The following is an 18,492-nucleotide window of genomic DNA, read 5'->3' as shown; positions in this document are numbered from 1 at the left end:
GCTGATATCGCCAGTTGTCTTATTGATGAGCTAAATGTTGTCTTCGGAAGGGAAAATAGTCTCTGCAAGGTGGTGATTAAGGCGTCTTGCTGCCGAAGTTAAGTTATTTGCATTCTCAATAAAGGGTGCGACTTCTATTTTACCTTTCACCGCAATATGAAAAAAGGGTTTCGTAGCAGGAACTTGATACCATTTTTTCTCTTTCGTTAAGAATGTCGGAGAAACTGTAATATGAATAATGCGTAAATCGGTTTGTGTTCGAGTCGCTATTTGCGCCGCACCACGTTGTAAGGATGGTTCAATTCCTGGCGTTGTGCGAGTTCCCTCTGGAAAAACGAGCAGTACATTGCCACGTGAAAAACGCTCTTCACAGCGCTCTAAAAGATCGTCAGGTGTTTGGTTGGGGATATAACCTGCCGCTCTAACAATCTTCTTCATAAATGGGTTTTCCCATATTGCCGCTTTGACGAGGCAATCACATTGAGGAAGTTGAGAGGCGATCAGTACATAATCAATCAAACTTGGGTGATTGGCGACGATGATGCAGTTACGATCTTTGCGTAGCAGTTCGGCGCCATCAATTCGGTAATCAATCGCGCCCGTGAACTTCATGATTTGGCAAAAAGCATTGAAGGAGAAACGAATCAGTCGTTGAGTTTTAAGCTCTCTTTGAATGGTGTTTGATGTGGTGATCGCGATCGAAGGCAAGATCAAGAAGCTAAGCACTAACCCTCCTAAACCGAAGATGGTGAAGCAAAGCCCTGTCGCGAATACTCGCCAATATTGGTCGATCTTACTCATTCTTGAGTTCCAGGTTTCGTGTTGTTTACCCATGACCAAGTTTGGTGTTTTCCGGCAATAGTCCAACGTTGTGCATTTTGTAGGATGCTTTGCAGTGTTTGTAGGCCTTGCGGTAAATCAGTCGCTGGTCTATCACTGGTTACTGCCCTTGAAACAGAGTAGTCACGGCCTGCGGTTAGCACTAAGCCCAGAGCATAATCAGCATAGTTCTGAGTTTCGTACTCTTGGTAGAGGTCAGGCAGAGGCTGATCGAAGTCGATGACTAACACACGATGCGATGGGTATTGGTCAAGGTAAAGGTAAGCTTCAATTAGAGCGTTATGGAAAGTATCTTGCCCAGCGGCGATTGAGGACAGTGGAATTGGTGCTTTCGCGGCAATAGTGGTTAGCCCGGCTGCGGTATTGTGTACCGACTGCGAGAACGCCATTGGAGAAGCATCGTCACCTTCCAGTACTGACTGAATTAATGTGGCAGTTCGGTGTAGTTCACCATGTCGGCTGGCAAAAACCAGATAATCAATCGTGGTGTCTTTTAATAAGGTTAATGCAGTTTGGACGGCAAGTTTGCTTTGCACACTCATGCGACGGCGCATCATCGGAGGAATAGCTTTAAACTCAGTTGAGCCATTTTTCGGCCAATCTAAATTAGAGCTCCACGTTTTCCATTCAACAATAGAATTGAGGCCAGCCGAATTTGCAGACCACTTCTCGATATTAAATGACATTAATTGTGCTTGATTTGACATAGAGTATTGATTTGCTTTGGGTCTAACTGAATACTATGCGTGCTTATAAATAAACACAGATAAGGAATTTAAATGAAATTATTAAAAATAGCCGTTTCAATGTTATTCATACTCGTTCTTGCAGGGTGTGGACGTGTCCAGCCTGTAATGAATGTTGAGGATACTCCAGTTGCACTGAATCTTCAAAGTAAACAGGTGAAATCAGCTATTTATGAGTCCGCTGAGAATCGAGGCTGGTTGGTTTCAGAAATAAAGCCAGGCTTGATTCGTGCCGAGCTGTATGTTCGTTCACACCATGCGGTGGTTGAAATTCCTTATAGTGACAAGTTTTACTCTATTCTTTACGTTGAATCAGAGAATTTGAAATATGACGATGGTGAAATACACCGAAATTACAACCGCTGGGTTAATAACTTAAACGTTGATATTAAACGCAAGCTTGCACAAATGGCTGCAGAGTAATCCCTCCTATTATTTGAAAGTTAGGTTTTTCGTGTCGGAATATAAATTAGATCCATTCAACGCATTAGAAGCAAAAACAGAAGCGCAAAAATTATCTTTTGCTCCTATTGTTTTTCATACAGCTCGTACACTTCGTGATTTAGGTATTTTAAAGGCCCTAGATGAGGTGGGTAATGATGGTTTACCCGCCGAGAAGCTTTCGGAAATAACCGGTGTATCCGAGTACGGCGTGAAAGTTCTACTCGATATGGCGCTAAGTGCTTATATTGTTACTTGGGACAAACCTAACTATAAAATAGCCAACCTTGGTTTTTACCTTCTGCACGATGGCATGACTAATGCCAACTTGGATTTCACTGCCGATGTTTGTTACGCCGCGATGATGCATTTAACGGAAGCGATTGAAGAAGGAACACCTGCGGGCTTGAAAGAGCTAGGTGATTGGGAAACCATTTACCAAGGTTTATCTCAATTGCCAGAAAAAGCAAAAGAGAGCTGGTTCAAGTTTGATCATTTCTATTCAGACCGCTCGTTCCCAGTGTTGCTTGAGAAAGTCTTCAGTAAGAAGCCGAAATCGCTGGTGGATATTGGTGGTAACACGGGGAAGTGGGCAATGCAGTGCTGCAACCACGATGCAGACGTTGAAGTCACGATTGTTGATCTTCCGCAGCAGTTAGAAATGGCCATGGCAAACGCGACACAACATGGCCATCAAGGTAGAGTGACGCCATTCCCTGCAAACATGCTCGATAAACAACAAGCATTGCCGACAGGTGCGGAAGTTTGGTGGATGAGCCAGTTCCTTGATTGCTTCTCGCCCATGGAGATTTTGAGCATATTAAAGCGTGTACGCTCTCATATGTCAGAAGAAGCGACGGTCTATATTCTTGAGCTGTTTTGGGATGCACAGAAATACGATGCGGCTTCTTATAGTTTAAATGCGACTTCTCTTTACTTCACTTGTTTGGCCAATGGCAACAGCCGTTTTTACCGCAGTGAAGATTTCTTAGAGATCGTTGAAGAAGCAGGCCTTGAGGTAGTGACCCGTACCGATGATATCGGCCTTGGTCATACGCTGCTTGAATTGAAAGCTAGCGCGCAATAAAAAATAACAAACATGGCTTAAATGAATGAAAAAATTGTCAACTCAAGTAGTGATCATCGGAGCTGGGCCATCAGGGTCTATTGCCGCGTCTTTATTGCACAAAAAAGGCATAGATGTTCGAGTGATTGAAAAGAGTGTTTTCCCGCGCTTTTCTATTGGTGAAAGCCTGTTACCGGCTTGCATGGAAGTGATTGAACAAGCTGGCATGAGCGAAGCGGTGGCTGACGCTAACTTCCAATTCAAAGATGGTGCCGCTTTTCGTAAAAATGGCGTGTACACCGCGTTTAATTTTGAAGATAAGTTCTCTGCAGGGCCGGGAACCACGTTTCAGGTTCAGCGAGGGGCCTTTGATAAGGTGTTAGCAGACACAGCCGAAGCACAAGGCGTTACTATTGATTATCAACATGAGTTGATGGGTATTAACTTCACTGAAGACAGTACCATTTTAGACGTACAAGTGCTTGATGGAGAGCGCTATCAGCTAGAGGCGCAATACGTTCTAGATGGCAGTGGTTTTGGTCGCGTGCTACCAAAGATGTTGAACTTGGAAGAGCCATCATCGCTTCCTCCACGCAAAGCTATTTTCACGCACATTAACGATTATATTCCAGAGGCCGATACCGACCTTGAATATGACCGAAATAAAATTCTGATCTCGGTGCATCCAACCAACCCTGATGTTTGGTATTGGTTGATCCCATTTAGCAACGGTGTCTCTTCGTTTGGTGTCGTCGGGGAGCCGAAGTTCTTTGAATCCTACCCACAAGACAAGATTGCCGCGATTAAGCAATTGGCAATGGAAGAGCCGGGTTTAGCTGAGATACTGGCACGCGCAGAGTATCCGAACCCTGCGGGTGAAATCGGTGGCTATTCTGCTAACGTAAAACATCTTGCCACAGACAAATATGCACTGCTCGGTAATGCTGGTGAGTTTCTTGATCCTGTATTCTCGTCGGGCGTGACGATTGCGATGAAGTCGGCTCAGTTTGCGGTTGAGTGTGTGGAAAAGCAACTTAACGGTGAGAAGGTTGATTGGGAGCGCGATTATGCAGATCCGTTGATGGTTGGCGTAAGCACCTTTAGAACTTATGTTGAAGGTTGGTACTCAGGTACGCTGCAGGATGTGATTTTCTATCAAGATCCAAACCCAAAGATTAAGCAAATGGTGTGCTCGATCTTAGCGGGTTACGCATGGGATCAAACCAATCCTTATGTAAAAGATTCAAAACGTCGATTGACGACACTGGCAGAGATCTGCCGAAGCTAAGTGGTCGATTCAGTGTGATTGAATATCTTCAATCATTAGGGCGACTAACCTAAAAATAAAAACAGCCGCAAATGCGGCTGTTTTTGTATCTGAACATATGGGAATTCAATTCAATCGAGTGAAGTTTACTTCAAGTCGATGCTGTTCAATCGTCCCATAAAAATAAGCAAATCAATCACATCTCTGTGAGCATCAAGCAGTGCACGTTTGGTTTGGCTATAAGCGGCAAGTCGACCGTGTTTTCTGATTGAGCACACCTTAGTTTTGTATTTGTAATCGCCATTCTCAGAGAATACACGCCATTTAGCGATATAACATTCGTCACGGTGTTCAGGGTCACTCTGAGTTGGGTTTGGCTTGAATACAATTTTGGGCTCTAAACTATGGGGTAGGCGCGTCATCAAGTAGGGCTCTTTGAGGACTTTGGGCCAAAACTTACCCCAAAGCTTTCTGCCTAGCTCATCTCTCAATTTTATAGTTTTCTTCAGTGCCTTATTTTCACCCATACGAACAAAGCCGACAGAGCGATGCAGCACCGTATCTTCGGGAGTATGAATATGGATTTTAAAAGCGGTTTGACCTTTCGAAATAAAGCGGTAACCGGTCGCACCAATTAGATTATTCTGACTCATAGCTTACTAAATGATGATTATGTTATTAATAAGGTTACGACAAATACGTCTAAACCGAAACCAATCATCAGAAAAAAATAAAGCCTTAGTACTTTTGCTAAGGCTTTATGAAAAACGATGAAGCGAACGTTTCGCTAACTACATGATTTTTTGCATCACATCACCAATCTGAATGCTTCCTGCAAGGCTTGGCTGATCAATAGTGAGTTCCGCTTCATTTTCGTAGACGCGAGAAACTGTCAGAGTGATATCACTTTGAGATACTTTATTACGTGGTAAGCCTCGTTGGTCGATAAACGAACCTGTATGCCACAGTTGTAGTTTGTCACCTCGTTGTACGCCATGCAGTCGACCTAAATCGATGGTCACGGTGTTACCAAATACAGCGGCAACTTCTGGAAGGGTGATCTTGCATGATACTTCAGACTCCAAGTCCAACATAATGTTGCGGCTGACACGAAGCATCATAGTGCCGTAGGTGGATGCCCAGAAACGCGCACTACGGGTATCGACTTCACTGGTCTTAGCGAATGGCCACTTTGCTACTTCACGATAGCTACGGTTATATACTTGATGGCCTGTTTTGCCATCGAATACCTGCATTTCTAATGCAAACTGGCGATTGATAACGTCATCTTTCAATAACTTAGATTCGACGGTTGCGGTTAAGTCGGTAATATCGCCGCCAATAATGTATTGTGCGCCAGTGTCTTGAGCGATCATCTTAATGACTTCAGGTCGACGTTTATCGATGTCGTAGTCGGTCGTGCCTACAGAAACAAAGCTGCGAGACTCTTGCGCGAGTTGACGGTCAACGACATGGCCGAAATCATCTCCGAGGTTATAGATCCTGCCCATCACGGCCTGTTGAGGGGAAGTCACATCTATATTACCGACCAAGAATGTCTTCTTATATTGGCTCTCATGGCAAGCATTTGCCGAAGGGTAGATGTCGATCTTTGCAGTGATCATTAAATTGCCACCGCGTGATTTCTCTTTTTCAACCAAGATGTAGCGTACTTCGTGATTGGTAAACTGGAACTCTTTTTTCTTTGCGTCTAAGTAGGGAGTGAGGTTGGAAATGCTGCCTATATCGGCTCCTGAGAACTGCACGGCTTTATAGACCGCGTCTTCCAGAGCGTGAATCCTTGCGGTCTCTTCTGACGATACGATGGCGGCAGTACCGGTAACTTCATACCAAGAGGCATGAACATTGAAGTTTATTGTGACTAATAAACTTATTGAAAATAAGTAAGAAATTATTTTTTTCATCTATTCGTTACCAGTTGGGTATAAATATTGCTTAACAAATAACTATAAGCTTGAAGCTGACTTAAGTGTGTTTTTCTTAATCTGAACCATTACTGAAAAGCAAAGACTGTTCCAACATTGTAATCCATTGAAAAAATAATGGTGAGAAGATATTGGCACAGTAAGCACTATAAACATCTGGAGATAAGAGAATGAAAAAATGGCTCGTAGTAATGAGTGTCATGTTGATGACATCATGCGCTTATTCGCCTATATATAACGGCAAGTCTGAGTATTCAGGCAGTCAGTTTATGTTGATGGCTAGCCCTCGTCATACCATGGATTTCTTCGTAGAAAGTATGACTGAAGATTTGATCATTTCGAATACGAGTATTTCAGCAAGAACACCGATTGCCATTACGTCGTTTGTTGACCTACAACATATGGACACAACAAACTGGTTAGGTAACTCAGTTTCAGAAGGCTTTATTCATCAATTTCAGCGTCGTGGCTTCAAAGTCGTTGATTTCAAAACCACAGGCTCAATTCAGGTGACTCAGCAGGGCGACTTCTCTTTAAGTCGTGACTGGAAAGACCTAGCTCAAGAGCAAGATGTCCAGTACGTTTTGACGGGTACTATGCTTCGCCAAGAAGGCGGTGTGCTTGTGAATGCTCGTGTGGTTGGCATGCAAACTCGTATCGTTGTTGCTTCTGCTCAAGGTTTCTTACCAGCGGATCGTATCGGTCGTGACCTAGATACTCTGAATAGTATTCGAACTCAAGATGGTGTCATCATTCGTTCTGATCCAACGATGACTCAGCCTTATACTGTTATTCTTCGCCCTTAGGAGTTCGTGATGAAGAAGTTAATATTTGTTGTCGTCGCTTTATTGCTTGTTGGTTGTCAACCATTACAAAACATGAGGCCAAATGATTTTCTAGTTGCTGTTGGCTACGCTAGTATCAGTGAGCAAAAAGGACGTAATGACGAAGAAAAACGTATCCGAGCGATGAGAGCTTCTAAAATTGATGCTTACCGTGAGCTTGCTGAACAAGTCTATGGTATGCGGGTGAGTGGTAGAGCTGAGCTTGAAGATCAACGTCTTGGCACCGAGAGAACTTCTGGTGCTGTTGATGGTGTAATCCGTGGCGCAGAAGTGGTCCGCAGTTACCCAGTCGGTGATAGTTATGTTACTGAGCTTCAGCTAGATATCCGAAAGATGGAACAGTTACGTAATTACGGTGAAGTTCAAGCAGTGCCTCAGAAAAGACAACAAACGTTGTTCTAACTCAAGCATCATCTAGTTATAAGATTATCCAGTTGTATTGGCTGTCACTCGCTTTCCAGATGGCGTAACGGCAACCAGTAACAGGTACGAAAACAGGGCGGCAAGTATGAAAATACTTGCCGCTTTTTTGTTTGTAGATTTATTGGACGCATTTACAGGTTCTATGAAAGCTTGACGGGTCGAGCGAGAAGAATAGGCTGAGATACAGATACAGATACAGATACAGATACAGATACAGATACAGATACAGATACAGATACAGATACAGATACAAGCAAGAAGGGGGGTTGTTACGAAGAGGGTTAGCCTAACTAAGCTTTTATGTTGGTTCCCAGGGTAGAGATGGTGTGAGTTTGGCCACCAGCGTTGTACGTCATGCCAACCTTTCCGTGGCTTTGTTGCATCATATTGCTGAGTTTTTTAAAGCTAAGCTGTGCTCGGTTCAGGGCTTCGCCATTAACCAGGTTTGCTTGATGGCAGTCGTGCACTATGGACTTGATGGTTGCGACTATTTGAGCAAGTTCAGGATTCTCGGTCAGTTCTGAGACATTAGTATGGGCAGAGATTCGTTGATCGGTTGATCTTAGTTGTTCGACAAGGACAACTTTTTCTTGAGCTATTCGTTCAATATCATTTGATTTTCTGCTGGTGATAGCAGTTTTTTCCGAACTTAAAAGATCAGATAAGGCTTTGGCATTTTGAAGTTGGAAATTAACTAAGTCTGCGAGTGCCGCCATAATTTAAACCTGCTGAACTTCTTTGGTAAAAAGTAAAATCTTTAAGTAAAGATGACTTCGTATGGAGTCATCTATCAAAGGTCTTTTAATTCGTTCTCAAACTTGATCATATTATCAGCCAACTTCTCTGGATCGACCGTATATGAACCGTTTGTAATCGCTTCTTTAATCGCTGCTACTTTTGCTGTATCAAAGCTAGGCTGTGTGGCCATGTCTTGGTGCAGTTGACCCATCGCTTTGCTTTGTTGGCTCAGAGAAACCGCGTCTTTGCTTGCTGGAGATTTAGCTGCAACATCAGAATGAGATGTTTGAGGGCTAGAATCAGAGCGCGCTGCTGATCGGTTAGTGGTCGTTAGGGTATGCCCTGAACGTATATTATCAATACCTGCCATCGTTAAGCCTTTTTCTTCAAAAATGGGAACCTGTACAGTCAATATCGACCAAGGGTTCGAATACTTTAGCAAATTTTTAGCTCAATAGTCGAAAAGGGACGTCACACCACAGCCGTTATATTTGGCGTTAAGTGTTGAGAGTAAAATTAGCTAACGATACCGTCACTTTAGAAGTAAAGAGTTAAAAATAAACTGTGACTTCAGACATGCTGGTAACAATACCTTCAATTATACGCTGTGATTTATCATTTTTCACTCTTACTTGATCGCCCATCGAACCATCGGTCAATGCTGTACCTTTGGTGGTAATGGTCATGCCACCTTTTACTGCCTGTATGATAACCTTCTCGTTTCGGCAGACGACACAGACATCGCCTCTTTCGACAACATCGCCTGGGCGTAAGTTCTTTTTCACTTTCGCCCCGATGACTTGCTCTGGAAGTGTAAAGCCTTGACGACGAAATTTGTTTAGGGAAATCATGGCTGTGGTGACATCGTATTGGCCGACGATTTCACCTCTTGCGATTAAACGAGTAGTGGTGACGAGTGGTACTGACATCGAAATACGTACCGGGACATAAACTCGCCACTCATCAGGGATGCATTGCACTAAAACCGTAATACTGCTGCGGGTATTGGTTGTCGTCGAGGCGCTGGTTTCAAGTGGGATAGGGCAGTCTGTTGCTTTGATTCTTGAGTCAACATTTGCTGAATTTACAAAGAGTTCGCCACCTTGTGGTTGCTCAACGGTATCAAGGATGTGTTGCTCTGCCGCAGACTGAATCATTTCAATTTGTTCTGGAGTCGCAGCTTGTATAAAAAAACTAAACAATATTGATAAAATGCCGATAAACTTAACGACAGTTTTAAAAGTAGCTCTACACATTGCTATGGAAAAAGCAGGCAGATTTGTTTTACGATTCGTCATTCTGTTTCTCTAGTAGTTCGTAGCTTGCAGTAGACTAACACTTTTTTATCCAAAAAAGTTTGATATGGAGATGAGCTCATGACGGGTATTCTTGATTCAGTGAATCAGCGTACGCAACTCGTCGGTCAAAACCGATTAGAATTACTAACCTTTCGCCTAATGGGGCGTCAGCGTTACGGCATTAATGTCTTTAAAGTAAAAGAAGTGCTTCAATGCCCTAAGCTGACAAAGATGCCAAACTTAAACCCACTAGTTAAAGGTGTAGCGCACATTCGTGGCCAGACGATCTCTGTTATCGATTTGAGCTTAGCGACTGGTGGCCGTCCTACAACGGATGTTGAAAAGTGTTTTGTGGTTATCTCTGAGTTTAACCGAACCATTCAGGGTTTCTTGGTCAGCTCAGTAGAGCGCATTATTAATATGCATTGGGAATCAATTCTTCCGCCGCCGGATGGGGCGGGTAGAGCAAACTACTTGACCGCGGTAACCAATATTGATAATGAATTGGTAGAGATTCTTGATGTTGAAAAGATCCTTGCGGAAATTTCGCCTGTTGATGAAACAATGGACAGTAAAATTGCTGAAGATATTGCGAAAGTAGAGCAAGAGAAACCATTAGTTCGCCGTATCTTGATTGCTGATGATTCAACGGTGGCTCGTAAGCAAGTTCAACGTGCGATTGAGTCGATTGGCTTTGAAGTTGTCTCAGTGAAAGATGGTAAAGAAGCCTATGAGAAGCTGGTACAGATGTCATCAGAAGGCAGTATTTACGATCAAATCTCATTGGTTATTTCTGATATTGAAATGCCAGAGATGGATGGCTATACGCTAACCGCCGAGATTCGACGTCACGCTGAACTTAAAGATCTATACGTAATTTTACACTCTTCATTGAGTGGTGTATTTAACCAAGCTATGGTTGAGCGCGTGGGGGCTAACTCTTTCATCGCTAAATTCAATCCTGATGAGCTTGGTGCAGCAGTTAAAGCTGCGTTAACTAACTAAAAGAGACATTAATGACTGCTATAACAATAAGTGATCAAGAGTATCGCGATTTCAGCCGTTTCTTAGAATCTCAATGTGGCATTGTATTAGGTGACAGCAAACAGTATTTGGTGCGCAGTCGTCTAAGCCCATTAGTAGCGAAGTTTAATTTGGCTTCGTTATCTGATTTATTGAAGGACGTAGTAACAGGTCGAAACCGTGAACTGCGTGTGGCTGCAGTTGATGCCATGACGACAAACGAGACACTTTGGTTCCGTGATACTTACCCGTTTGCTGTGCTTGCGGATAAACTTCTACCGGAAATAGCGGCAAATAAACGTCCTATTAAGATTTGGTCAGCGGCCAGTTCTTCAGGCCAAGAAGCATACTCAATGGCTATGACGATTCTTGAAACTCAAGCTCGTAGGCCAGGTATGCTGCCGAACGTATCGATCACGGGAACGGATATATCAGCAAGTATGTTGGATATGTGTCGTACAGGCGCATATGACAATTTGGCGTTAGGTCGGGGCCTTTCTCCTGAACGTCGCCGTACCTTCTTTGAAGATGCGGGCGATGGCCGTATGAAAGTGAAAGATAACGTAAAGCGTATGGTGAACTTCCGTCCTCAAAATTTAATGGAAAGCTATGCATTGTTAGGCAAGTTCGACATTATTTTTTGTCGTAACGTGTTGATTTACTTCTCGCCTGAAATGAAGTCAAAGGTACTTAACCAGATGGCAAACAGCCTGAACCCTGGTGGTTACCTGTTATTGGGGGCGTCTGAATCGTTAACAGGCTTAACGGATCGTTTTGAAATGGTTCGTTGTAATCCAGGCATCATCTACAAATTAAAGTAATGGTTGGCACCAGAATAAGGTGCGGCGTTACTGTTTAATTTCAAAACCCAGCCAAGTGCTGGGTTTTCTTTTTCCTGCTTAACCTATATCTTTAAGTCAGAGTGACATTCCAATTTACTCTATTTTTTGGCTTGTATATTGCAGGTTCACCCACGAGTAATCGGTAAAAGTATTGATAGACCACTTTGTTTTAAAAGTTGGTATATATATTGCTTTGGTTACTTCATAACAGTCAGTTCTTGAGTTGAGGTTTACATGGCTATTTCTTTTGACAATGCTTTAGGCATTCACCAGCATACAGTTGGTGTACGTGAGCGTAACGCTGAGGTGCTTTCCACCAATATCGCGCAAGCCAACACGCCTGGGTATAAGGCAAAGGGATTAGACTTTGAGAAATCACTGCAAGCGGCAAGTTCTGGGGCAAGCATTGGTCTTAGCCGCACAGATGGTCGGCACATTTCTGCCTCAACAACGGTGAACGGGGAAACGAAGTATCGAATTCCTACCCAACCTGATACAGGAGATGGCAATACGGTTGATTTGGATTTGGAAAGAAACCTTTTCATGCAAAACCAAATTAGGCATCAAGCCTCTCTCGACTTCCTAGGAAGTAAGTTCAAGAATTTAACGAAAGCGATTAAAGGGGAATAATTAGATGAGCTTATTTAATGTATTCAATGTGACTGGTTCTGCGATGAGTGCTGAATCTGTTCGTCTAAATACGACCTCGAGCAACCTGGCGAACGCAGATAGTGTAAGTAGTTCTGCTAAAGAAACTTACAAAGCTCGTCACGCCGTGTTCGGCGCTGAGTTAAATAAAGCACGTAACAGTGGTCATACTGTGCCTGTGAAAGTATTAGGTATTGTGGAAAGCGATAAGCCGCTGAGCGCGGAGTACAACCCGGATCACCCATTAGCGAATAACGAGGGCTATATTTACAAGCCTAACGTGAACGTTATGGAAGAAATGGCGAACATGATTTCGGCATCACGTGCGTACCAAACAAACGTACAGGTTGCTGACTCGAGTAAACAAATGCTGCTGCGTACGCTGCAGATGGGTCAATAAGGATAAGGAGGTAGCACATGGCTGGAATCAACAACAATGTTGGTCAAAGCGGCTTGTCCTATGTTGACCAGCTGAAGAGTCTTCAAGATGGCGCTAAGAAGCCCGATGAAACAACAGGTAAGCAGGATCTTAAACAAGAAGATTTCTTATCTTTGTTGACTAAGCAACTAGCACAACAAGACCCTTTCAAGCCGGTTAGCAATGACCAGATGATTGCGCAAATGGCTTCATTTGCGACCGTAGATGGCATTGGCAAAATGAATACACAGTTTGAAAGCTTGAATTCATCAATGACCTCTAACCAAGCACTGCAGGCATCCTCTTTGGTTGGCCGTGATGTATTGGTTCCTGGTGCGGCAGGTGTGAAACCCGGTGATGGCGGTATGGCGGCAATGGTTAAACTTCCTCAGGCAATGGACAATGTAATGGTCCGTGTTGAGAACGAAGTAGGCCAATTGGTTCGCACTTTTGATATCGGCTCTAAACCATCAGGTGATACACGTGTTGAATGGGACGGAAAAGACGAAGACGGTAACCCATTGCCGGCCGGTAAGTACAACGTGAAAGCGTCGGGTTTATTGGATGGCGAGAGTACAGAGTTCCAAGTGTCGAGTTATGCGAACGTGAACAGTGTGCTTCTTGGTAAGGGTGATGGCAACGTACTACTCAATCTGGCTGGTTTCACATCGCCAGTACGACTTGCTGAAGTACTAGAAGTTGGTAAAGCGTAGCTTTTTGCAAAGTGACTATGCTAGCTAGATAGATTAGGAGAATATTGGAATGTCATATGTAGCTTTAAGCGGTCTGTCCGCTGCACAATTAGACCTGAATACAACCAGTAACAACATTGCGAACTCAAACACATTTGGCTTTAAAGAGTCTCGTGCTGAGTTTGGTGATGTATATTCAAACTCGTTGTTCACTAACGCAAAAACGGCGGCAGGCGGTGGTGCGCAAGCTAACCAAGTGGCGCAACAGTTCCATGAAGGTTCAAGTATTTATACGAATAACCCAATGGATTTGCGTATCAGTGGTACAGGTTTCTTTGCCGTATCGAAAGACCGCATGGTACCAGAGATCAATGAACTAACGCGTAATGGTGCATTTCACCTAAACAAAGACAACTACATGGTCACAGCTAATGATGAGTTTCTTTTGGGTTATGATGTCGATCCTAATTCGGGTGAAGTTCTTTCTTACGCGCCAAAGCCTCTCGACATTCCTGCTGAGTTTGGTAAGCCAAAACAGACAGAAAACATTGAAGTAGGGGTTAACCTGCCTGCAAATGGTGATCTTAAAGATCCGGCTGCATTTAACTTCGAAGATGCGGACACCTATAACCGTGCGACATCTTCGACGGTATACGATTCTATGGGTCAGTCTTACAAGTTAACGACTTACTACCTCAAAGATCAGACTCAACCAAACACTTGGCAGACGTACTACACCATGTCAGATGAGAACGGCGAAAAGCCGGTGAACATTACAGGTGGTGATGCGACGAATGCACAAGGTCATGTTGGCCATACAATGAAGTTCAACAATGACGGTACGTTAGCAAGCCTGAACAATGGTCAGCCAATTAATTCTGATCCATTAGGTGCTGGTGCGAACCCTGTTGATTTAAACGGTGCCGATCCAACGCAAGTACTTAAGTTCGGTCTCGATTCTTCAACTCAGTTTGCTGCACCGTTTGAATTGACTAAGTTTGATGAAGATGGCGCGACAACAGGTTTCTTAACCAAAATCGATTTCGATGAGTACGGCAGTGTTTTAGGTACTTACTCAAATGGTGAAAACGTGATGCTTGGCCGTGTAGGTCTGGTTCGTGTACCTAATGAGCAAGGTCTAGATAAGAAAGGCGGTACTCAGTGGGATTCTACTAACAACTCTGGTGATAAAATCTGGGGTGAATCGAATAAAGGTTCATTTGGTGGGATTAACAACGGCTCGCTAGAGCAATCGAATATCGACATGACGCAAGAGTTAGTTGACCTGATTTCTGCTCAACGTAACTTCCAAGCGAACTCTCGTTCTCTAGAAGTACATAACCAACTACAGCAAAATATTCTGCAAATTCGTTAATCGTTTTTTATAGAGTCTAAGTTATCTGAGAATACCCAATTTAATGTTATTAAATTGGGTATTGTTGCTTGCCTTACTATTTGCCACTCCTATTGCCGCCCGGTAGTGCCACTGGCAACAATTCTTCCTGAGTGGCCCTTTAACACTCACCTTCTTTGTTTGTTTTATTTCTAAATTGCTGATAAATAACAAGTAAAAATACTGGCACAGAGTTTGCTTTATTAGTCCCAGAAGATGATTTTTGGAGCAAAATTATGGATCGTGCCCTGTTTCTTGCCATGAGTGGCGCCAAGCAAAATATGCAAGCTTTGCAGTTGCGTTCAAACAACCTTGCCAACGTAAGTACCACGGGTTTCCGTGCTGATTTAGCACAAGCTCGTTCAATGCAAGCGTATGGCGAAGGCATGCCTACTCGTGTTTTCAGCATGACAGAGCGCCCGGGTCATAATTTCGCGCAAGGTAGCGTGGTCACCACTGGCCGAGATCTAGACGTCACCATTCAAGGTGATGGTTGGATTTCAGTGATGGACAACACTGGCCGTGAAGGTTTAACACGTAACGGTAACCTACGGGTTGACCAAAACGGTTTGCTAACCAACGCAAGTGGCCATTTAGTGCTTGGTGAAAACGACGCACCAATCACGCTGCCCATCCCAATCAGTAAAGTAGAAATTGGTACAGATGGTACGATCTCAGTCATTCCTCAAGGCGCTCCAGCTGAAGAATTGGCCGTAGTTGATCGTATTAAACTTGTACGTCCAGATAACCAAAGTTTGTTTAAAGATACGAATGGTCTATTCCGTTCGAAAAACCCAGATCAGGCATACGAAGCGGATGCAGCGGTAACGTTGCTAAAAGGTGCTATCGAAGGCAGTAACGTAAATGCTGTCGGTGAAATGACCAGTTTGATTGACTTACAGCGTCAGTTTGAAATGCAGGTCAAGATGATGAGTACGGCAGAGGAAATGGACAAGTCGTCTGATTCACTGCTTCGTATGAGCTAATAGAATTTAAAGGAATTTGCTATGCATCCAGCATTATGGGTAAGTAAAACAGGTTTAGACGCCCAACAAACCAATATCTCAACGATTTCGAACAACCTTGCCAACGCCTCGACCATTGGTTTTAAAAAGAGCCGCGCGGTATTTGAAGATCTGTTTTATCAGAACATCAACCAACCGGGTGGCCAATCGTCACAGAACACTGAGCTGCCAAGTGGTTTGATGTTGGGTGCCGGTTCTAAGGTAGTAGCAACTCAAAAAGTTCACACTCACGGTAATGCGCAAACGACATCGAACAGCCTAGATATGATGATTGAAGGCGACGGCTTCTTCCAAGTTGAAATGCCAGACGGTGAGACAGGTTACAGCCGTAATGGTCAGTTCACACTGAACGGTGACGGCGCAATCGTGACATCGGGTCAAGGCTACCCGCTGCAACCAGAAATCGTGATTCCTGAAGACGCGATCTCGGTGACAGTTGGCAACGATGGTGAAGTGTCGGTTCGTTTACGTGGTGAGCAAAACAACGTCGTAGTTGGCCAAATCACCATTACTGACTTCGTAAACCCCGGTGGTTTAGAGCCAGTCGGTCAAAACCTTTACTTACCAACGGGCGCAAGTGGCGACCCACAAGAAGGTGTTCCGGGCTTTGATGGCCTAGGTAATATCCGCCAGTCGATGCTAGAAACATCGAACGTAAACGTAACCGAAGAGCTAGTGAATATGATCGAAGCTCAACGTGTTTACGAAATGAACTCGAAAGTTATCTCGTCGGTAGACAAGATGATGAGCTTTGTTAACCAACAGCTGTAATTGGTTATTTGTCGCTGACTTGTTTCGCACTCATTGACGTGTGTCACGACCTACTATTTACAACGGCCAACAATTTACAGCGGCCAACTAAGAGTATATCGCCATGAAACGTATTTTTTGTTTAGCTCTGTTTGTATCCATGACGGGCTGTACCATGCTGGCTCCAATTGAAACACCGGCAGAAGAAAACGCGACCACTGTAGTTGATGCGGTGGAAGGCGATAAGTCGACTCAAGAGAGTTCAGGCATTATCGATACGCTTCGTGGTCGAACCGATCCTGTTGCTGGTGACCCTGCATGGGCACCGATTAATCCAAAGCAAAAACCAGAACATTACGCAGCGGCAACGGGATCTTTGTTCAATATTAACCATATTGGCAGCATGTATGATGATTCAAAGCCTCGTGGTATTGGCGATATTATTACTGTGGCGTTAGATGAAAATACGCGAGCGACCAAAAAAGCCAATGCTGACATGTCTAAGTCGAACGATGCATCGATGGAACCTCTGGCTGTTGGCGGCCAAGAGTTAGCTATCGATAAGTACAATTTTTCTTACGATTTGAGTAACACCAACACCTTTGCAGGTGATGCATCAGCCAACCAAAGTAACAGCATCAGCGGTTACATTACCGTTGAAGTTATCGAAGTATTAGCCAATGGCAACCTAGTGGTTCGTGGCGAAAAGTGGATGACACTGAACACGGGTGATGAGTACATTCGCTTAAGCGGCACCATCCGTCCTGATGATATTGACTTCGAAAATACCATCGCTTCAAACCGGGTTTCTAACGCACGAATTCAGTACTCAGGGACCGGCGTACAAAAAGATATGCAAGAGCCTGGATTCTTGGCACGATTCTTTAATGTATCACTGTAGAGCTTGAGAGGATGTCGGCTTACTGACAGCCTCTATCACTGAGCCATATTTAGCTAAGCTATTCTAAATTAAAGCAATACAGACAGGTTACTCAATGAAAAAACTAACGCTCGTACTATTCGGCATGCTATTTCTTGCCACCAGTGCCCATGCTGCGCGTATTAAAGACGTGGCAAAAGTGGCGGGTGTTCGTAGTAACCAACTTGTCGGTTATGGTCTGGTCACGGGTTTGCCGGGTACAGGTGAGACAACTCCCTTTACCGATCAAACGTTTAACGCGATGCTGCAAAATTTTGGCATCCAATTGCCGCCCGGCACTAAGCCAAAAACCAAAAACGTAGCGGCTGTTATTGTTACTGCTGAACTGCCAGCCTTCTCTAAGCAAGGTCAGGAAGTTGACGTAACGGTTTCTTCTATCGGTTCGGCAAAAAGCTTACGTGGCGGTACCTTGCTACAAACCTTCCTAAAAGGTCTTGATGGCCAAGTGTATGCGGTAGCGCAAGGTAACTTGGTGGTCAGTGGCTTCAGTGCACAAGGTAACGACGGTTCAAAGCTTGTCGGTAACAATCCTAACGTTGGTATTATCTCTAGCGGTGCGACAGTTGAGCAAGAGATCCCAACACCATTTGGCCGTGGCGACTACATCACTTTTAATCTAATCCAATCCGATTTCACAACGGCTCAGCGTTTAGCTGATGCGGTTAATAATTTCTTAGGTCCACAAATGGCTTCAGCGGTAGACGCGACTTCAGTAAAAGTTCGCGCACCACGTGAAATCAGCCAACGTGTGGCGTTCTTATCGGCTATCGAAAACATCGAATTCGACCCTGCAGAAGGCTCTGCAAAAATCATCGTTAACTCTCGCACCGGTACCATTGTGGTTGGTAAGCACGTTCGTCTAAGAGCGGCGGCGGTCACACACGGTGGTATGACGGTTGCAATCAAAGAAAATCTCAACGTAAGCCAACCGAATGCATTCTCTGGTGGCCAAACGGTAGTGGTTCCTGATTCTGATATCGAAGTCACCGAAGCCGATGGCAAGATGTTCAAGTTTGAACCGGGTCTAACGCTGGATGATTTGGTTCGAGCCGTCAACGAAGTGGGCGCAGCGCCTTCTGATTTAATGGCAATCCTTCAAGCACTGAAACAAGCCGGTGCAATTGAAGGCCAATTGATCATTATCTAAGGAA

General features: G+C 44.1%; 22 protein-coding genes. 15 read left to right on the top strand and 7 right to left on the bottom strand.

The genetic code is table 11. The features are described from left to right. Window positions 1-30 precede the first annotated feature (30 nt). Together OCU50_RS10330 and OCU50_RS10325 are read right to left on the bottom strand one after the other, a co-directional pair. Complete coding sequence (locus OCU50_RS10330) at window positions 31-801, bottom strand: lysophospholipid acyltransferase family protein (RefSeq protein ID WP_060467273.1); 771 nt, start codon at window positions 799-801, stop codon at window positions 31-33. Next, window positions 798-1,547, bottom strand: a complete 750-nt coding sequence (locus OCU50_RS10325) for a beta-ketoacyl synthase chain length factor (RefSeq protein ID WP_063124280.1) — start codon at window positions 1,545-1,547, stop codon at window positions 798-800. Before OCU50_RS10325 ends, OCU50_RS10330 begins: the two co-directional genes overlap by 4 nt. A 72-nt stretch (window positions 1,548-1,619) precedes the next feature. Here OCU50_RS10325 and OCU50_RS10320 point away from each other — a divergent pair, with 72 nt between their 5' ends. From OCU50_RS10320 to OCU50_RS10310, 3 genes are read left to right on the top strand one after another with little or no spacing between them, the layout of a single operon-like run. Continuing rightward, complete coding sequence (locus OCU50_RS10320; RefSeq protein ID WP_017056839.1) at window positions 1,620-2,009, top strand: hypothetical protein; 390 nt, start codon at window positions 1,620-1,622, stop codon at window positions 2,007-2,009. 31 nt (window positions 2,010-2,040) lie between these two features. Further along, window positions 2,041-3,114, top strand: coding sequence for a methyltransferase (locus OCU50_RS10315; RefSeq protein WP_060467274.1), 1,074 nt, complete (start codon window positions 2,041-2,043; stop codon window positions 3,112-3,114). A gap of 25 nt (window positions 3,115-3,139) precedes the next feature. Beyond that, window positions 3,140-4,381: an NAD(P)/FAD-dependent oxidoreductase gene (locus OCU50_RS10310; protein ID WP_060467275.1), complete on the top strand. Its 1,242-nt coding sequence runs from the start codon at window positions 3,140-3,142 to the stop codon at window positions 4,379-4,381. A gap of 125 nt (window positions 4,382-4,506) precedes the next feature. Here the strand turns inward: OCU50_RS10310 and OCU50_RS10305 are convergent, their stop codons facing one another. Together OCU50_RS10305 and OCU50_RS10300 are read right to left on the bottom strand one after the other, a co-directional pair. Beyond that, window positions 4,507-5,013, bottom strand: a complete 507-nt coding sequence (locus tag OCU50_RS10305) for a hypothetical protein (protein WP_060467276.1) — start codon at window positions 5,011-5,013, stop codon at window positions 4,507-4,509. Window positions 5,014-5,151: 138 nt separating this feature from the next. After that, entirely contained in the window at window positions 5,152-6,285 is a 1,134-nt protein-coding gene (locus OCU50_RS10300; protein WP_060467277.1) for a flagellar assembly protein FlgT, read from the bottom strand. Window positions 6,286-6,476: 191 nt separating this feature from the next. Between OCU50_RS10300 and OCU50_RS10295 the strand changes: the two genes are divergently transcribed. Continuing rightward, window positions 6,477-7,112, top strand: coding sequence for a FlgO family outer membrane protein (locus OCU50_RS10295; RefSeq protein WP_029627050.1), 636 nt, complete (start codon window positions 6,477-6,479; stop codon window positions 7,110-7,112). A gap of 9 nt (window positions 7,113-7,121) precedes the next feature. Beyond that, a complete protein-coding gene (gene flgP / locus OCU50_RS10290; RefSeq protein WP_017056845.1) occupies window positions 7,122-7,553 on the top strand; it encodes a flagellar assembly lipoprotein FlgP in 432 nt (143 codons plus the stop codon). Between the two features lie 311 nt (window positions 7,554-7,864). Here flgP and OCU50_RS10285 read toward each other — a convergent pair whose 3' ends face one another. The 3 genes from OCU50_RS10285 to flgA all read right to left on the bottom strand — a co-directional run bounded on the left by OCU50_RS10285 (window position 7,865) and on the right by flgA (window position 9,610). Further along, the gene (locus tag OCU50_RS10285) at window positions 7,865-8,290 is read right to left on the bottom strand and encodes a flagella synthesis protein FlgN (RefSeq protein ID WP_046224995.1); all 426 of its coding nucleotides are present in this window, start codon (window positions 8,288-8,290) and stop codon (window positions 7,865-7,867) included. Between the two features lie 74 nt (window positions 8,291-8,364). Then, entirely contained in the window at window positions 8,365-8,682 is a 318-nt protein-coding gene (flgM, locus tag OCU50_RS10280; protein ID WP_060467280.1) for a flagellar biosynthesis anti-sigma factor FlgM, read from the bottom strand. Between the two features lie 181 nt (window positions 8,683-8,863). After that, window positions 8,864-9,610, bottom strand: a complete 747-nt coding sequence (flgA, locus tag OCU50_RS10275; RefSeq protein WP_060467281.1) for a flagellar basal body P-ring formation chaperone FlgA — start codon at window positions 9,608-9,610, stop codon at window positions 8,864-8,866. 78 nt (window positions 9,611-9,688) lie between these two features. Between flgA and OCU50_RS10270 the strand changes: the two genes are divergently transcribed. From OCU50_RS10270 to OCU50_RS10225, 10 genes are all read left to right on the top strand, one after another. Continuing rightward, the gene (locus OCU50_RS10270; protein WP_017056849.1) at window positions 9,689-10,615 is read left to right on the top strand and encodes a chemotaxis protein CheV; all 927 of its coding nucleotides are present in this window, start codon (window positions 9,689-9,691) and stop codon (window positions 10,613-10,615) included. Window positions 10,616-10,626: 11 nt separating this feature from the next. Beyond that, complete coding sequence (locus OCU50_RS10265; RefSeq protein ID WP_060467282.1) at window positions 10,627-11,454, top strand: protein-glutamate O-methyltransferase; 828 nt, start codon at window positions 10,627-10,629, stop codon at window positions 11,452-11,454. 255 nt (window positions 11,455-11,709) lie between these two features. Continuing rightward, on the top strand, window positions 11,710-12,105 hold the full coding sequence (gene flgB / locus OCU50_RS10260; protein ID WP_017056851.1) for a flagellar basal body rod protein FlgB: 396 nt from the start codon (window positions 11,710-11,712) through the stop codon (window positions 12,103-12,105). 4 nt (window positions 12,106-12,109) lie between these two features. Further along, window positions 12,110-12,523 (top strand): flagellar basal body rod protein FlgC, encoded by a 414-nt coding sequence (flgC, locus tag OCU50_RS10255; protein ID WP_017056852.1) that lies wholly within the window; start codon window positions 12,110-12,112, stop codon window positions 12,521-12,523. Window positions 12,524-12,540: 17 nt separating this feature from the next. Continuing rightward, on the top strand, window positions 12,541-13,254 hold the full coding sequence (gene flgD, locus OCU50_RS10250) for a flagellar hook assembly protein FlgD (protein WP_017056853.1): 714 nt from the start codon (window positions 12,541-12,543) through the stop codon (window positions 13,252-13,254). A 49-nt stretch (window positions 13,255-13,303) separates the two neighbouring features. After that, window positions 13,304-14,608, top strand: a complete 1,305-nt coding sequence (gene flgE / locus OCU50_RS10245; protein WP_060467283.1) for a flagellar hook protein FlgE — start codon at window positions 13,304-13,306, stop codon at window positions 14,606-14,608. 254 nt (window positions 14,609-14,862) lie between these two features. Continuing rightward, window positions 14,863-15,612 carry a flagellar basal-body rod protein FlgF gene (gene flgF / locus OCU50_RS10240; RefSeq protein WP_009848571.1) on the top strand — a complete coding sequence of 250 codons (750 nt, stop codon included), beginning with the start codon at window positions 14,863-14,865 and terminating at the stop codon, window positions 15,610-15,612. 21 nt (window positions 15,613-15,633) lie between these two features. Continuing rightward, on the top strand, window positions 15,634-16,422 hold the full coding sequence (flgG, locus tag OCU50_RS10235) for a flagellar basal-body rod protein FlgG (RefSeq protein ID WP_004739713.1): 789 nt from the start codon (window positions 15,634-15,636) through the stop codon (window positions 16,420-16,422). 103 nt (window positions 16,423-16,525) lie between these two features. Further along, window positions 16,526-17,302 (top strand): flagellar basal body L-ring protein FlgH, encoded by a 777-nt coding sequence (gene flgH / locus OCU50_RS10230; protein ID WP_060467284.1) that lies wholly within the window; start codon window positions 16,526-16,528, stop codon window positions 17,300-17,302. A gap of 94 nt (window positions 17,303-17,396) precedes the next feature. After that, window positions 17,397-18,488, top strand: a complete 1,092-nt coding sequence (locus OCU50_RS10225; protein ID WP_060467285.1) for a flagellar basal body P-ring protein FlgI — start codon at window positions 17,397-17,399, stop codon at window positions 18,486-18,488. The last annotated feature ends 4 nt before the right edge of the window (window positions 18,489-18,492 follow it).

The organism is Vibrio toranzoniae, from assembly GCF_024347655.1.
Classification (GTDB): Bacteria; Pseudomonadota; Gammaproteobacteria; order Enterobacterales; family Vibrionaceae; genus Vibrio; species Vibrio toranzoniae.
Note: the sequence above shows the minus strand (reverse complement) of the source record. Positions and strands in the feature narration are given on the sequence as shown.

Coding starts and splice junctions, on each gene's coding strand:
- OCU50_RS10300 (WP_060467277.1), bottom strand. CDS start 6,285: ATGAAAAAAATAATTTCTTACTTATTTTCAATAAGTTTATTAGTCACA.
- OCU50_RS10270 (WP_017056849.1), top strand. CDS start 9,689: ATGACGGGTATTCTTGATTCAGTGAATCAGCGTACGCAACTCGTCGGT.
- OCU50_RS10310 (WP_060467275.1), top strand. CDS start 3,140: ATGAAAAAATTGTCAACTCAAGTAGTGATCATCGGAGCTGGGCCATCA.
- flgB (WP_017056851.1), top strand. CDS start 11,710: ATGGCTATTTCTTTTGACAATGCTTTAGGCATTCACCAGCATACAGTT.
- flgG (WP_004739713.1), top strand. CDS start 15,634: ATGCATCCAGCATTATGGGTAAGTAAAACAGGTTTAGACGCCCAACAA.
- OCU50_RS10295 (WP_029627050.1), top strand. CDS start 6,477: ATGAAAAAATGGCTCGTAGTAATGAGTGTCATGTTGATGACATCATGC.
- flgH (WP_060467284.1), top strand. CDS start 16,526: ATGAAACGTATTTTTTGTTTAGCTCTGTTTGTATCCATGACGGGCTGT.
- flgD (WP_017056853.1), top strand. CDS start 12,541: ATGGCTGGAATCAACAACAATGTTGGTCAAAGCGGCTTGTCCTATGTT.
- OCU50_RS10305 (WP_060467276.1), bottom strand. CDS start 5,013: ATGAGTCAGAATAATCTAATTGGTGCGACCGGTTACCGCTTTATTTCG.
- OCU50_RS10265 (WP_060467282.1), top strand. CDS start 10,627: ATGACTGCTATAACAATAAGTGATCAAGAGTATCGCGATTTCAGCCGT.
- flgF (WP_009848571.1), top strand. CDS start 14,863: ATGGATCGTGCCCTGTTTCTTGCCATGAGTGGCGCCAAGCAAAATATG.
- flgA (WP_060467281.1), bottom strand. CDS start 9,610: ATGACGAATCGTAAAACAAATCTGCCTGCTTTTTCCATAGCAATGTGT.
- flgC (WP_017056852.1), top strand. CDS start 12,110: ATGAGCTTATTTAATGTATTCAATGTGACTGGTTCTGCGATGAGTGCT.
- OCU50_RS10285 (WP_046224995.1), bottom strand. CDS start 8,290: ATGGCGGCACTCGCAGACTTAGTTAATTTCCAACTTCAAAATGCCAAA.
- OCU50_RS10330 (WP_060467273.1), bottom strand. CDS start 801: ATGAGTAAGATCGACCAATATTGGCGAGTATTCGCGACAGGGCTTTGC.
- OCU50_RS10320 (WP_017056839.1), top strand. CDS start 1,620: ATGAAATTATTAAAAATAGCCGTTTCAATGTTATTCATACTCGTTCTT.
- OCU50_RS10225 (WP_060467285.1), top strand. CDS start 17,397: ATGAAAAAACTAACGCTCGTACTATTCGGCATGCTATTTCTTGCCACC.
- flgM (WP_060467280.1), bottom strand. CDS start 8,682: ATGGCAGGTATTGATAATATACGTTCAGGGCATACCCTAACGACCACT.
- OCU50_RS10325 (WP_063124280.1), bottom strand. CDS start 1,547: ATGTCAAATCAAGCACAATTAATGTCATTTAATATCGAGAAGTGGTCT.
- flgP (WP_017056845.1), top strand. CDS start 7,122: ATGAAGAAGTTAATATTTGTTGTCGTCGCTTTATTGCTTGTTGGTTGT.
- flgE (WP_060467283.1), top strand. CDS start 13,304: ATGTCATATGTAGCTTTAAGCGGTCTGTCCGCTGCACAATTAGACCTG.